At 51.1% G+C, this 13655-nt stretch carries 13 protein-coding genes; 2 read left to right on the top strand and 11 right to left on the bottom strand.

The window, feature by feature from the left end; all coding sequences use genetic code 11:
• Genes WC772_02255 through WC772_02210 form a run of 10 tightly spaced genes read right to left on the bottom strand, consistent with a single transcriptional unit; the run spans position 1 to position 9827 of the window.
• The gene (locus WC772_02255; protein ID MFA6169576.1) at positions 1-1302 is read right to left on the bottom strand and encodes an aminotransferase class III-fold pyridoxal phosphate-dependent enzyme; all 1302 of its coding nucleotides are present in this window, start codon (positions 1300-1302) and stop codon (positions 1-3) included.
• A gap of 10 nt (positions 1303-1312) precedes the next feature.
• Positions 1313-2185: an NTP transferase domain-containing protein gene (locus WC772_02250; protein MFA6169575.1), complete on the bottom strand. Its 873-nt coding sequence runs from the start codon at positions 2183-2185 to the stop codon at positions 1313-1315.
• A 2-nt stretch (positions 2186-2187) separates the two neighbouring features.
• The gene (locus WC772_02245) at positions 2188-3171 is read right to left on the bottom strand and encodes a Gfo/Idh/MocA family oxidoreductase (protein MFA6169574.1); all 984 of its coding nucleotides are present in this window, start codon (positions 3169-3171) and stop codon (positions 2188-2190) included.
• Positions 3168-4670 carry a radical SAM protein gene (locus WC772_02240; GenBank protein ID MFA6169573.1) on the bottom strand — a complete coding sequence of 501 codons (1503 nt, stop codon included), beginning with the start codon at positions 4668-4670 and terminating at the stop codon, positions 3168-3170. Before WC772_02240 ends, WC772_02245 begins: the two co-directional genes overlap by 4 nt.
• Positions 4660-5793 carry a UDP-4-amino-4,6-dideoxy-N-acetyl-beta-L-altrosamine transaminase gene (gene pseC, locus WC772_02235; protein MFA6169572.1) on the bottom strand — a complete coding sequence of 378 codons (1134 nt, stop codon included), beginning with the start codon at positions 5791-5793 and terminating at the stop codon, positions 4660-4662. Before pseC ends, WC772_02240 begins: the two co-directional genes overlap by 11 nt.
• Positions 5794-5795: 2 nt before the next feature.
• The gene (gene pseB, locus WC772_02230) at positions 5796-6785 is read right to left on the bottom strand and encodes a UDP-N-acetylglucosamine 4,6-dehydratase (inverting) (GenBank protein MFA6169571.1); all 990 of its coding nucleotides are present in this window, start codon (positions 6783-6785) and stop codon (positions 5796-5798) included.
• A gap of 13 nt (positions 6786-6798) precedes the next feature.
• Positions 6799-7023: a helix-turn-helix domain-containing protein gene (locus tag WC772_02225; protein ID MFA6169570.1), complete on the bottom strand. Its 225-nt coding sequence runs from the start codon at positions 7021-7023 to the stop codon at positions 6799-6801.
• A gap of 39 nt (positions 7024-7062) precedes the next feature.
• Complete coding sequence (locus WC772_02220; protein ID MFA6169569.1) at positions 7063-8181, bottom strand: NAD(P)/FAD-dependent oxidoreductase; 1119 nt, start codon at positions 8179-8181, stop codon at positions 7063-7065.
• Position 8182: 1 nt separating this feature from the next.
• Complete coding sequence (locus tag WC772_02215; GenBank protein MFA6169568.1) at positions 8183-9076, bottom strand: GNVR domain-containing protein; 894 nt, start codon at positions 9074-9076, stop codon at positions 8183-8185.
• Between the two features lie 13 nt (positions 9077-9089).
• A complete protein-coding gene (locus tag WC772_02210) occupies positions 9090-9827 on the bottom strand; it encodes a polysaccharide biosynthesis/export family protein (GenBank protein MFA6169567.1) in 738 nt (245 codons plus the stop codon).
• Between the two features lie 219 nt (positions 9828-10046).
• Between WC772_02210 and WC772_02205 the strand changes: the two genes are divergently transcribed.
• Together WC772_02205 and WC772_02200 are read left to right on the top strand one after the other, a co-directional pair.
• Positions 10047-11075: a hypothetical protein gene (locus WC772_02205; protein MFA6169566.1), complete on the top strand. Its 1029-nt coding sequence runs from the start codon at positions 10047-10049 to the stop codon at positions 11073-11075.
• Positions 11075-12514 carry a hypothetical protein gene (locus WC772_02200; GenBank protein MFA6169565.1) on the top strand — a complete coding sequence of 480 codons (1440 nt, stop codon included), beginning with the start codon at positions 11075-11077 and terminating at the stop codon, positions 12512-12514. The genes WC772_02205 and WC772_02200 overlap by 1 nt, the downstream gene beginning before the upstream one ends.
• Here WC772_02200 and WC772_02195 read toward each other — a convergent pair.
• The gene (locus WC772_02195) at positions 12507-13655 is read right to left on the bottom strand and encodes a glycosyltransferase family 4 protein (GenBank protein MFA6169564.1); all 1149 of its coding nucleotides are present in this window, start codon (positions 13653-13655) and stop codon (positions 12507-12509) included. The genes WC772_02200 and WC772_02195 overlap by 8 nt on opposite strands.

Here is a 13655-nt window from a genome sequence, read left to right as displayed (position 1 = left end):
TTAGGTTAAGCGTTTGAACCCGGAATGGCAGACCGGCCCTTTGAGATATTTTTTCGGGTCGCCGGCCGCCGCCTTGGCCAGGAAGGAAAAAACTTCCTCGATCGCCTGGCAATAACGATCGACTTGTTTCTCCTGATGAGAGAAAGAAGCGTAAAAAGCGGTCGTCGCCAGAAAACCAAGCTCCAGCATCCGCTGGGTATATAAAGTTTTCATGACCAACGGTTCAGCGGCCTTGAAAGAGAAATGGCCGAGCGGATCGATCCCACCGATCTCGACCGGCAGATTATATTTAGCGGCGGCCGCCTGCCAGGCCGCTTTGACCTTTTTCCCCATCTTGATCAGATGGGCCGGAACATTCTCTTTTTCCAGTTTGTTGATCGTCGCCAGCGCGGCAACCGGGCCAAGCCGTTCGGTCCAGTAAGTACTGCTGATAAAACTATCCTGCGCCCGTTCCATAACCGCCTGACGGCCAACGATCGCCGCCATCGGGTAGCCGTTGCTGATCGCTTTGCCGAAAACTGCGATATCCGGCTCTATTCCGTAAAGGAGATGCGCTCCGCCGACGTTCAGCCGCCAACCGGAAGTGATCTCGTCCAAAACCAGGACGATCCCTTTTTTGGTCGCAACTTCGCGGATGGTCTGTAAGAATTTTTTATCCGGCTCGTCGTTCCTAATCGTTTCCATCACGATCGTTCCGACTTCATTATCTTCGACCAGTTTTAAAAAGGCTTCGGTGTCGTTATATTTAAAAGCCAGGGCCGTCCCGGCCAAAGCGCGGGGCACGCCGAGCGGATTAAGCCCGGGAAGGAGATGCCCGTCAAGCGAGCGGTCATCGGAGAGGTTCGCCGCCAAGTACCAGTCATGCCAGCCGTGATAGCCGCAAAAAACTACTTTATCTTTTCCCGATTTCGCCCGGCCGATTCGGACCGCGATCGAGGCCGCTTCGCCGCCACTTCTGGCGTAGCGGACCATTTGGGCCCAGGGATGGAGCTGGACCAACTTTTCCGCCAGTTCAACTTCTTCCGGCGCGTTCAGGGTCGTCATGCTACCGTTGTCGACCGCCGCTTTGACCGCTTTGTTAACGTCTTGGTCGGCATAACCAAGGATACAGGCCCCAATCCCCATGTAACTGACGTCAAGATAATGATTCCCGTCAAGGTCCCAAACTTCGCACCCCTTTGCCTTGTCATAGTAAGCCGGCCAGAGTTCCGGGAGAAATAGTTCCGGCCGCTTGGAAAGAAGCTGGGTCCCGCCCGGGATCAATTTCTTCGCTTTTTTGTAGAGATCTTGTGATTTACCCATTGGTTCGCTCCTATTTTTTCAGTTCCGGAAAAAGGCCGCCAAGCTTCGCGATAAAGTCGCGCGGCTCGACCAACCGTTTCTGTTCATCCAAAATAATATGCTTCTTACCAGACTGAACGACTGAATACAACGGCTTTTCGGTGAGATTGGCGCTTTGCTGTTCGCACCCTTTGATCCCGACCTGCATGTTCATTCTGGCGACGTCGGGATTGTCGTCGAGCCAGGTATAAACTTCGCGCAAGTCGAGCGGCCGGCCTTTATAAAGCGCTTCGTAAATTTTCGTGATCATGTCGATATCGAGCTTTTCATCGATCGTCAGCCGGTATTCCGGCCGGCAAAGGTCGATGTCAATCTCAATCCCCTTGCTTTTGAACTGATCAAGATGTTCTTTTATGTAAAGCGAGATCGCCGCTCCCCGGTAATGTTTGTGGACTTCGCGCATCGCGTCGAGGGAAAGAAGTTCCGATAAGGTCCCCTGGATCATCGTCATATTGGAAACATATACCAGGTCCTGATAGTTCTTCTTAAATTCTTCGACAAAACGCGCAGCGCTATCAATATCGAAGATCGGCGAGTCGCAGGTCACCCGGATAAAAGCGTCGGCCCCTTCCCGTTCGCACAGCTTAATGTGGCGATCGACAATGTCCTGTTCCGCGCCGGCAAACCAACCGCACCCCAGGCGCTCCGCTTCTTCGATCAACGGCTTATTCTTAGGATCGTTCGAGGTCGCCAAAAAAACACCGTCCAGCCCTTTGACCGCTTTCATCCGTTCGACATGGTGGGCAAAGATCGACTTGCCAGCCATCTTCAGGAGGACTTTCCCCGGCAGGCGGGTCGAAGACATCCGGGCCGTGATCGCGCCGATAACTTTTCTGTTCGCCATGTTTAGATCCTTTCCCATTTTTTTGTGGCGGCCGACCGGTCGGCGGCCAGCGCCAGTTTAAGGACAGGGATATTTTTTTCGATCGAGTTGAACGTTTCCCGCCCGGCCGCGGCGCAGGCCAGGAAATATTTGATCTCATCGACGTACATCTGATTGTATAAAACCTCCAGCTCCATCTTCTGCCAAGCCCATTGCGGCTTTTTGACGCTGATCGTGCCGATCCGGCCAAAAGCAAAATCCCAGACCACCGTTCCGGCCTCGCTCACTACTTTACAGCGGCGGGAATAGCCGTGCTGGAGATAATCCAGGTGGATAGTCGCGACCGCTCCGGATTTGAATTTGACGATCAGCTCAACGTGGTCTTCGGTGTCAATTTTCAGGCTGGAGATCATCCCTTTGTCGCAAATGACCTCGACCGGTTCGCCGAAGAACCAGACCGCGTAATCCAGTTCGTGGATCGCGTCAAAGATCAGGTTTCCCCCCATTTTCCGGTTCGCCATGTAGTGCTTTTCATAATCTTTTTTGGCTAACGGCAGAAAATAGCCAAATTCCAAGTTTGCCCAGAGGACCCGGCTGAATTCAGGATCGGTGGCCAGGGTTTCATGGAGGGCGGCGATCGCCGGGTGAAAACGGAGGTTACAGCCGACCATCGTTACCAGTTTTTTTTCTTTGACCAGGGCGGCCAGTTCCGCCACCCCGTCCAGCGAGATCGCCAGCGGTTTTTCGATGAAGAGATGGCAGCCGGCGGCGGCGCAAGCCCTGGCCGGCTCCAAATGCTGATTGCTGAAAGTGCAAATGAAAGCGGTCTCCGGCTTAACTTTCGCTAACGCCTCTTCAAGCGAGAGAAAGGTCCCCCGGGTCCCGTCGGCAACTTTTTTTAAATTAGCGGCGTTCAAGTCAACCGCGTAGACCTCGTGTCCCAGCGCGGCCAGATTCTCAATATGCCGGCCGCCGATCGAACCGGCGCCGACGACCAGAACTTTCATTTTTTATCCCCCTGAAGGGCTTTTTGTTCTTTGGCCGCCCGTTTCCGGTAAAAAGCGGTCAGAAAGTTCTTGAAGAGCAATTTGTCGATCGGTAATTTATAGAACATGAAACGGTTGCGCAATCCGGCGATCGCGATGAAAATTGTATTAATCAGCCGATCCCGCCGGCTATCAAGCTGATGGTTGCCGATCCGCGATTCGGACTCCATGTTGAGATAATAAGCGGCGCTTTCCGAGAATTTGCCGTTAACCTGCCAGGGGCGGACATATTCGGAAGCGGTATACATATCAATGATCGCCCGGCTGGTCCACTCCTTAAAATCTTTCGGTTCGGTCAGATACCCTTCTTTGAGCAGCTGCTGGGTCAATTCGCACTTCGGATACGGCCGGAAGGTCCCGACCCCGCAGGTAAAAAGCGGGTAGCGGCGTAATTTATTGATAAAAGCGACCGTCTGTTTAATATCGCTTAGCTTTTCTCCCGGGATCTCCAGAATAAACGACGAGCGCGGAATAATACCGTGCTCATCGCATTTTTTAACCGCATGCTCCGCCTGCTGGGGAGTGATCCCCTTTTTCATCAGCTTCAGAGTGTGGGGCGACCCCGATTCGATCCCTAGCGTCAGCTGGATCAGCCCTGATTCTCTGGCCAAAGCGAGCGTGTCATCGTTAAGCATCGTCTCGTTGAAATAATCGACCCGGCATTCCCCGTCCCAGGTGATATTCAGGCCAAGTTTAATGATCCCGGCGCAGATCGCCCGGACCCGGTCGCAATCGACGAAAAAATTATCATCGAGGATCTTCAGATGAGTAAGGCGGTATTTTTTAACGATCTGTTCGATCTCGGCCAAAACTTTAGCGGCGCTTTTTTTCCGGTAGCGCCGGTTGTCGGCCACAACGTTAATGCAAAAAGTGCAGCGCGACGGACAACCCCGACTGCTCTCGTAAGGAAGCCAGCGCATCGGCTGGGGAACGAATTCCGACAATTTATCGGTGAGATAGCTATTGATGAAAGTTTCGATATGTTCATCGAGGCTGTAATCGGGAAAAGGAAGCTTGTCCATATCGAGGATCTGTTTCGGGAAGATCTTCTGCTCGATCTTCCGCCCCTCTTTCAGGGCGGTCGCGATTTCCAGGATATGATCTTCCCCTTCCCCGGCGATCACGTAATCAACGTATTCGCACTTGGCCATCTGCTCCGGGAAAAGAGTGCAATGCCAGCCGCCGACGACGACCGGCGCCTTGGTCTGTTCTTTAATGAACTTAATGACTTCGTAAGCGTCGGGAGCTTCCGAGGTTAGGATCGCAACCGCCACCATGAGCGCCCCGTCTAATTCTTTTTTGATCGTGGCGAGGTGGTCTGTTTCAAAGGCGCAATTAATGATCTTGATCTCAAAGCCAGCCGCTTTTAGTTTGGAACCAAGCAGGATCAGGTTGAGCGGCGGGTAATTGTTATAATTATAGACGTTCTTGGGCCGGATCAGGACGACCTTATCTGCCATTGACGCACTCCTTTACCACCGCGATCACGGTTTCAACCTCCGCTTCGCTCATCTTTGGATAGAGAGGCAGGGTGATGGTGCTTTGATAATAAGCTTCAGCCCGAGGACAGAGCCCTTTTTGATAACCTAATTGCTGATAATACGGCTGCCAGTAGACCGGGATGTAATGGACATTGACACCAAGCCCTTTGGCGCGCAGGGCATCAAAGATCGCCCGCCGGTCTGCCTTGACCATGATCGGATAAATATGCCAGGCTGAATGGCAAACATCCTTTTCCTGAATGGTTGTCAATCCAGGCACACTTTTAAAAGCGGCCTGATAGCGGGCAACAATCTCCCGCCGTCGGGCAACAAATTGATCGAGTTTTTTCAATTGGCTGATCCCCAGCGCCGACTGAAAATCGGTCAGCCGGTAGTTAAAGCCGAGCGCCTGCATTTCGTAAACCCAGGGGCCAGGCTCTTTTTCGGTCAGAAGTTGCGGATCGCGGGTAATACCGTGGGTACGGAAAGCTTTTAGTTTCCGCGCGAACTCTTTATTGTTCGTCAAAACCATCCCCCCCTCGCCGGTAGTGATGTGTTTGACCGCGTGGAAGCTAAGGATTGTCATATCCGAATACTCGCCGGCGCCGATCTTTTTCCCCTGGTAATCGGCCCCCAGCGCGTGGCAAGCATCTTCGATCACCGTCAAATTCCGCTCTTTGGCCAGTTTAGAAATCGCCGCCATTTCACACGGCTGTCCGGCGTAATGGACAGGAAGAATGGCTTTGGTCTTGGCAGTCAATCGCTTGGCAAGGTCGGTTGGATCAAGATTAATGGTCTGGGGATCGATGTCGGCAAAGAGCGGCTTGGCGCCGCAGTAAAGGACCGCGTTGGCGGTCGCGACAAAAGTGATCGGGGAAGTGATCGCTTCATCCCCCGCCTTGAGTCCGGCGGCAAAACAAGCGCCGTGCAAAGCGGAAGTCCCGGAATTGTAAGCGATCGCGTATTTGGCCCCGCAGTAAGCGGCGGTTTTTGCCTCGAACTCGTCGACCAGCGGCCCCTGCGTCAGGTAAGCGGTTTTCAGCGCCTGGGCGACCGCCGCGATATCCTCGTCATCAACCCATTGCGTCGCGTATGGGATCATGGCTACTCCTTGATCATCGCTTGTAATTGTTTAATGGTCAGCCATTCTTTATTTTTATCGCTGCTGTAGCTGAAACCTTCCGGGACCGCTTTCCCCTGGGCGTGATTGGTCCGGCTCCACCATTGGAAAGCGGGCTGGATGACGTAGCAGTCGTTCAATTCCAGGGTTTGGCGGGCGTCGTCTTCCGAGATCATCACTTCATGCAGTTTTTCGCCCGGCCGGATCCCGACCACCTTGGTCTTGCAGTTGGGAGCGATCGCTTTGGCCAAGTCCATGATGTTCATGCTCGGGATCTTGGGGACAAAGAGCTCGCCGCCGTGCATCCGCTCAAAACTTTTAATGACAAAACGAACTCCCTGCTCCAGAGTGATCCAAAAACGGGTCATCCGCTCGTCAGTGATTGGCAGGAACCCCTCTTTGGCTTTTTCTTTAAAGAACGGCACAACACTTCCGCGGCTACCAACGACGTTACCGTATCGGACCACGGCAAAACGGGTATCGCGCGAACCGGCGTAAGAGTTCCCCGAAATAAAAAGTTTATCGGAACAAAGTTTGGTCGCGCCGTAGAGGTTGATCGGGTTGCAGGCTTTATCAGTGCTTAAGGCGACGATCCGTTTGACTCCCTTATCGATCGCCGCTTCAATAATGTTCATCGCCCCGTTAATGTTGGTTTTGATCGCTTCGGAAGGATTGTACTCCATCGCCGGGACCTGTTTAAGGGCGGCAGCGTGGACAACATAATCGACCCCGTCAAAAGCGCGCATCAACCGGTCCTTATCGCGGACATCGCCGATGAAAAACCGGACCGCGTTCCGGCCTTTCAGATATTGCTGCATTTCGAATTGCTTCAGCTCGTCCCGGCTGTAAACGATCAACCGCTCCGGCCGCGCTTCCTTGAGGACGATATCGATAAACCGCTTGCCGAAAGAGCCGGTCCCGCCGGTGATCAGAACGCTCTTCCCGTCAAATATATGTTTCCCTTTTTTTGCCATAAAGCCTCCCGTTTTATTCCAGTTCCTTTAAGACTTTTTTGTAAACTTTTTTTATTTTAGCAGGTAATTTGGGGTTCAACAATTGGAGGAGATGCTTGCCTAGAATACGATACTGTCCGCCGATCTTGGCCGCTTTGAGGACCCCTTTCCGGATCAGGCGGCGGAACGTCGAATCGGAGATCTTCAGGAGCGTGATCGCTTCCTGGGGAGTATAAACTTCGTTCTCTTGGATACCCATATAATATAGTATAGGAGGTTATTCAGGGGCTGTCAAGTCCTAGTCAGAACTAGTCAATACTAGTCTTTTGACCATTTTGGCAATTGCCAGAGAGGCAGTCAAGCCTGGAGATTCGATCCCAATCAGATTGATAAAACCGGAGTAGCCGTTAGCCGATTCTTCTTTTATAACAAAGTCGCGGAAACCGTCGTCCGGACCCTGCAATTTCGGACGGATCCCGGAAGTATCAGGGCTAAGCATCTCTTCCTTCAGCCAGGGTAAATAAGTCTTGGCCGCCTGATAAAATTCGGTCCGCTTAGCCGGGTCGACCTCATAGGTCAAATTCTCTCCGTAATGAGCATCGGGCCCCAGTCTGATCTGGCCGGTCAGGTCAAGGGTGGCATGGACCCCAAGCCCATACCCTTTCTTATGCGGTACCGGGTAAACCAGGTGATTTAGTTTCCCTTTGGCTCCGGGAATGGCGAAGTAATCCCCTTTACAGGGATAAAGCGTATATTGCAGTTTCTTAACATCGAAACCAGCCAATCTGGCGATCTGGTCCGCGCCAAGCCCGGCCGCGTTAATAACCCGTTCAGCCAGGATCTTTTCGCCATTCGAAGTTTCAATAACATAGCCGCCCGGCTGTTTGCTGATGGCGGTGACTTCGTGATTAAAAGCAAAAAGCGCCCCATTAGCCTGCGCTTGCTGATAATAATGTTTCATCAAACCGTGGGAATCGATGATCCCGGTCGTCGCCGACATAATGCCGGTCAGGGCAAAAACATTCGGCTCCAGCTTTTTCACTTCTATTTCAGTCAGCAGGCTGATCCCCGGCACGCCGATCGCCCGACAGTTCTGATAGATCTTGGCGATCTCTTTTTTTTCTTCTTCATTGGTGGAAATGATTACTTTGCCGCAATTACTGTATTTAATATTTTTTTCTTTGCAGAGAGCATAGAGCAAGGGATTGCCTTGAAGGCAGAGTTGGCTTTTTAAGGTGTTGGGCGGATAATAAATGCCGGCGTGAATAACTTCGCTGTTCCGGCTGCTCGTCTCCTGGCCGAAACTGTCGTGTTTTTCAAAAACAATCAGATCACCATCGCGTCCGGCGCTTAAAACCTCGGCAATGGCCAGACCAACAACGCCGGCGCCAATGATTGAAACGGCGACCCTTTCCAATTTATCCCTTTTTGCTTGGATAACCGGTAGTTTGCCAATATTCAAGAAAAAAAGCCAAAAATACCGAGCCAAAAACGCCAAAAACCAAACCAATTACAAAATTCAAGATGACCTTATTTTTTAACGGTTTATCAGGTATTTCGGCCGGATCAATTATCGAGAACGGGGCCAACTCTTTAGATTGATCGAGTTTCACCGCTTCATATTCTTTTCTCAACATTATATACGTCGCGTTTTGAATCTCATATTCCCTTTCCAGTCTTTTTAATTCAACCCCTTGCAAGGCCCCGGGATCGTTGGATATCAAAGTGAATTTTTTTATCGCGTTTTCGGCCCGCCGCAGCTCGCCCTCAATTCTGGGGAGTTGGCTTTCAATATATTCCCGTTTCTTTCTTGTTTCAGTGTAATTTATTTTTTTCCAGTATTGCTCGCCGGCCGCCACCGTGACATTGGCGATATCCGCCGCTAAAGCGGGATCTTTCGTTATGACTTTTATTTCCATCAAGTCCGAGCCGGAAATATCCATCATTGACATTAAAGAACCGACCAATTCTTGTTTTTTTACTTCCGGAGAATCCCAGCCTTTGATCTTTTTATCCAATTGAAGTTTATCAAAAACTATTTCCGCCACGCTCCGGCTGTTTAAAATCTTTGGGAATTCCGCCGCGCCGCTGCCGGCTTTAAAGCCCAACATGCTCGCCAGTTGCCCGGTAGCCGAAGAATTCGTGCCGGAACTCTCTTTTAACAAGACCGAGATCTTCGCTTCATAAACCTTATCTTTTGACAACGAAGGCAAACCAAAAAAAAGCATAGATCCAACGCTGATGATCAGGACAAGCGGCCATCTTTTAAGGACTACCGCCAAGTAATCACGAAGATTTATGTCTTCATCCATGTTATTCTCCTTTCTACTTAAGGAACGTACTATACAAAGCGACAAACGTTAAGATCATCGCGGAAAAACTTCCGAAATCAGTGAAATAAAAGAATTGCGCCGGAACATTAATAACGTCCCCCGGCTCGATTGCCATATCGTCTTTGAGGTTCCCGTTGAAGATGATCCCCGCCCCATTAACAGTAAATTTCTTATCTTTTCTGGTAATCGTGGAGGAACTCAAATTCGCCCGCTGCGTCGGGCCGCCGGCATAACTGATATAATCGGAAAAATTCCTGCCCGGAATATATTCGAAACGTCCCGCCCTGGCAACTTCCCCGTAAACCGAAACATACTTTTTTTCGCCGACGTACAAAGGCTTATCTTCCGAGCCGGTCAAATATATCTGAACCCGGCGCGGCTGAACAAGCCGAAAAGAAAAAAGATATTTCTCCTTATAAACGCTTTTTATTTTCTCATTGATCGTTTGTTTGGCATCCGGGATCGTCTTCCCCAAAAGTAATATTTCCCCGACTTTCGGGAAAAAGATCTTCCCGTCAGGGCCGATATTGAACCTATAATTAAGGGAGAGATCATTTTCGCCAACAATTAAGTTCGCCTCAACCCCATCTCCCGGCGCCAGCTTATAAACAGACTCGTCGATATTGTCGCCGACAAGATAGCCGTCGTCTAAGTTGGGGACAGCGTCTATTTGCGAAAAAACCGGCGAAACAAGGGAAAGAATCAGCCCAAAAACGATAAACCTTTTCATTTGCGGCCTCCCTCTCTCGAATAAGCTAATGAATTTTTATCCATAAGAAATCAACCTACAAACACTCCCATTTTGTAATTAAATGCGGAGAAATGTAGCAGGAAAGCTAAAAACAAAACTGCAGTTAATTATGGCATTTGCGTTTTAGTTTGTCAAATAACGCGCCTCCCAATGGATATTTGGCAACAACTAAAGAATGCTGTATAATTTAGCGGAGAAATGAATTTTCGATTGTGGTTCATCTTAGTTTTGTTTACATTAACAACTGCTTTTTCAGCTTTTGCCGAAGAGATCAACCTCCCCTTCCAAAAAAATCAGAATGTCACGGAAAGTCCGGTTATGATGATCGACTCACAGGCTAATTCGACTGTAATTTTAAAGATCAAGACCGGCCACCCGGAATTAGCCCGGCTGTACTGGGTCACCTCCTACGACCAGCGGTTCGATCAGCAAAAAAGCATCTGGTTCTCGGTCAAACCGGGAGAAAAGAGCTACTATTTTAACGTCGCCTCGCAAAATCCTGCCTGGATCGGCTGGATCAGGAAACTGCTCGTCGTCCCCGACGGTCAGGGAGACTTTACGGTGTTAAGCGGCACTGCCGGGCCGGGAAACCTCCTGACCACTATCGCTTCCGGCTGGCAGGAATTCTGGGGACCTAAAGGCCGGGCCCAGACCGGCTTTTCGATCAACGTCACCCACAGCAGTCCGATCTTCAACACTTCAATCAATGTTTACTGTTACTGGCTGATCGGCCTGGTCTTTGCCTGGGTCCTGATCGCGAACCTGATCAGGGTCAAGCCCCGGACATTATCGGACCTCGATCGGCCACTTCTCCGCGCGACCAAAGCGGCTTTCATCGCGATCCTGGCCGCCTGGATCATGTTGACCATTAATTCCGATTACAATTTCTCCAACCTCTTTAAGATCAACTATCAAAAGTATTACGGGAAGAACCTGGAACAAAAACACGCCGAAGCGTACGGGCAGGATTATTACGCTTTCTTAAAGTTTGCCGCGCAAAAACTGCCAAAATCGCCGGTTTATTTCGCTCTTTATTCATCGATCCCCTCATCAGATCTGGCCGCCCGGCTTTTCCTGGTGCCGCATATTTACGCCGGGGATACTTCGCAAAAACCGGACTACCTGCTAGTCTTTTTTCCGACTCCCGACCAACTCAAACAGCTCCAAGGACTGCCGGTCTTTGCCCGGCTCGACAACAATAAATTCATCGTCAAAGGGAAGAAATAATGGTAAATTTCAATCTAATTCTGACCATCCTGATCCCGTTCCTGCTCGGTTACAGCGTTGTCGCCCTGCTCTACAAAGAAAAGGTCCCTTTTCTGGAGCGGGCCGCCCTCGCCTGGGGCTTTGGGATCGGTCTTTTGGGGATCGAAATGTATCTCCTCTCGATCTTGGGGGTAAAATTAAACCTCCGCTCGGTCCTGTTCCCGACCGTCCTGCTGACCGGGCTCCTCCTGGCCTTCGTGATCGCCGGCAAGCGGACCGTCTTCGGCCTGAAAAGCCTCCCCTCTTTTATTAAAAGCCTGACCGCGCCGGCTAAAGTTTTGGATTGGCGCTTCTATCTGGAAAAGACCCTGGTCCTGATGATCGGCCTGACGATCGTTTACGTCTTTTTTGACGCCCTGGTCAAGCCAACAATCGAATTTGACGCCATGTGGCGCCAGGGAACGATCGCCAAGATCATCCTTGCCACCGGACAGGTCACCGAACAGGCCAGGACCGTCGCCGGTCCCCACCCTTACCTTAACCCGCTCGCCCAGGCCTGGATCTATATGGGACTGGGGTACTGGAACGACGCCCTGGGAAAAATCATTTTCCCGCTCTGTTTCACGTCTCTGCTCTTTATTTTCTACTTTCGTCTGCGAGCCCAAGCTTCACGGCTTAACGCTTTGATCTTTACTTTTCTGCTGACTTCGTTCCCCTTGATCATTCTGCACGCCGGCAACGCCTATTCCGACCTGATGCAGACCTTTTATTATTCGGCCGGGGCAATATATCTCCTCTCCTGGTTTAAAGATAACAAAGCCGCCTGGCTTTATTCGTCGGCTTTGTTTTTTGGGATCGGCAATTTCGTAAAACAATCGGGGATCCCGCTCTGGGGAGCGAGCGTGATTGTGTTGGTCCTTTATTTAATGTTCGAAAAGCCGAAGGAAACAAAAACCGCCCTGATCGGGTTCGCTCTTTCCCTGCTCATTTCCGCCCCCTGGTTCTTTTCTAAAAATAATTTTCTCTACAGTATGTTCACCAGCCTGACCGCCAGACTCGCTCCGGCCGCGACCCCCGGCACGCCATTGGCCGCAGGAACCGCGGCGGCGGCCGCTAATCCGGCGCTCGGCGATCTCTTTTATCATCTGGGGAGGAGAATGTTCACTTATGCTGACTGGCAAATCCTCTGGTTCATTTTTATCGTGGCGACGGTCCTCGGCGGCCGGCTCCTCTGGCAAAGCTATTTAAAATACGGCTGTCTACTGATCGTGATAAACCTGGCGATGATAACTTATTCTTTCAGCAATCCGGGGTCGTATCAATATTTAGTGGATGGAACGTTGGTCAACCGCTTAATGATGTATCAAGTCCCTTTTGTCCTCTTCTATTCCGCCTTGATTATAACGGCAATCCTGGCCGCGCCTGAACCAGCCGTTATTGCTGCGAAAAAATCTAAATAACTTCCCGCAGGACGCGCAGGATATTGGCCCGGTATTGCTCCAGGTTATGATCGCGGAGCGCTTTGGCTCTGGCCGCTTCGCCAAGCCGCCGGCTTTTTTCCTGATCGGTACAGGCCTCGATCATCTTGGCCGCCAGCTTTTGCCGATCGCCAGCCTGATATAAATAACCTGACTCACCATCGGTAATGACCTCCGCCTGACCGCCGTTGTCGGTCGTGATCACGACCTTGCCCGCCGCCATCGCTTCCAGGACGACCAGGGGCCCCGCTTCCGGTTCGATCGACGGCAGAACCAATGAGTCCAAGGCGGCATAGAAACGCGGCAGATCAGCAACAAAGCCCAGGAACTTGACCCTCCCGGTCAGCCCCAATTTTTCGATCAGCTTCTTTAAGGAATCAAAGTAAGCCTCTTCCGCCGCTCCGCCGAACATCACCCGCCCGACAATAAAAAAGACCGCGTCCGGAACGGCTTTCGCGACTTCGGCCGCCGCTTCAATATAGTCGGTCAGCCCCTTAAGCCGGGTGATCCGTCCAACGTAACCGAACATCGGCTGGCCGCTAGTCAACTGCCAATCGGCCTTGGCCAAAGCCTTGTCCTGGGGAACGGTATAGAGCGCCGTTTCGATCCCGTTATAAACGACCCGAACCTTGGGCTGCAAAGCTTTAAAAGGAGCGGCGGCGGCCAACGAATCGGCGATCAAACGAGCCGCGCCTAATTTTGCGGCCAGCAAAGCAGCTTTCAATTCCAAGCCACGAAAGATCGAATGCAATTGCCAAACGATCGGCCGGCGGCAAATTTTGGCGGCCAGGGTCCCCCAGAGAAAGGTCCGGGGAGCTTTGGCGTAAAGCAGGTCAATCTTTTCGCGCCGAATTATTTTAACGGCGGCAATCGCCAGAAAAATGGAATTATAAAAATAACTGATAAGATCAAAGATATTTTTCCGGCCAAGAGTCAGGGTCGCCATCGGCAAACAATAATATTTAACGCCGAGCTTGGTTAATTCTTTGGTTAATTCCCCTTCGGCCGGGATGATTACGGAGGGATTAAAGGTTGAACGGTCGAGACCTTTGAGCAGCTGCAAGAGCATCCTTTGGCCGCCGCCCAGGGAAGAGAATTGCTCGAGAAATAAAATATTTTTCAT

The organism is Candidatus Margulisiibacteriota bacterium, from assembly GCA_041661965.1.
Lineage (GTDB): Bacteria > Margulisbacteria > WOR-1 > O2-12-FULL-45-9 > XYB2-FULL-48-7 > XYB2-FULL-45-9.
The sequence above is the reverse complement of the archived record's forward strand: the minus strand, read 5'-3'. Positions and strand labels throughout refer to the sequence as shown.

Coding starts and splice junctions, on each gene's coding strand:
- WC772_02200 (MFA6169565.1), top strand. CDS start 11,075: ATGGTAAATTTCAATCTAATTCTGACCATCCTGATCCCGTTCCTGCTC.
- WC772_02255 (MFA6169576.1), bottom strand. CDS start 1,302: ATGGGTAAATCACAAGATCTCTACAAAAAAGCGAAGAAATTGATCCCG.
- WC772_02240 (MFA6169573.1), bottom strand. CDS start 4,670: ATGGCAGATAAGGTCGTCCTGATCCGGCCCAAGAACGTCTATAATTAT.
- WC772_02225 (MFA6169570.1), bottom strand. CDS start 7,023: ATGGGTATCCAAGAGAACGAAGTTTATACTCCCCAGGAAGCGATCACG.
- pseC (MFA6169572.1), bottom strand. CDS start 5,793: ATGATCCCATACGCGACGCAATGGGTTGATGACGAGGATATCGCGGCG.
- pseB (MFA6169571.1), bottom strand. CDS start 6,785: ATGGCAAAAAAAGGGAAACATATATTTGACGGGAAGAGCGTTCTGATC.
- WC772_02245 (MFA6169574.1), bottom strand. CDS start 3,171: ATGAAAGTTCTGGTCGTCGGCGCCGGTTCGATCGGCGGCCGGCATATT.
- WC772_02250 (MFA6169575.1), bottom strand. CDS start 2,185: ATGGCGAACAGAAAAGTTATCGGCGCGATCACGGCCCGGATGTCTTCG.
- WC772_02205 (MFA6169566.1), top strand. CDS start 10,047: ATGAATTTTCGATTGTGGTTCATCTTAGTTTTGTTTACATTAACAACT.
- WC772_02215 (MFA6169568.1), bottom strand. CDS start 9,076: ATGGATGAAGACATAAATCTTCGTGATTACTTGGCGGTAGTCCTTAAA.
- WC772_02210 (MFA6169567.1), bottom strand. CDS start 9,827: ATGAAAAGGTTTATCGTTTTTGGGCTGATTCTTTCCCTTGTTTCGCCG.
- WC772_02195 (MFA6169564.1), bottom strand. CDS start 13,655: ATGAAAAATATTTTATTTCTCGAGCAATTCTCTTCCCTGGGCGGCGGC.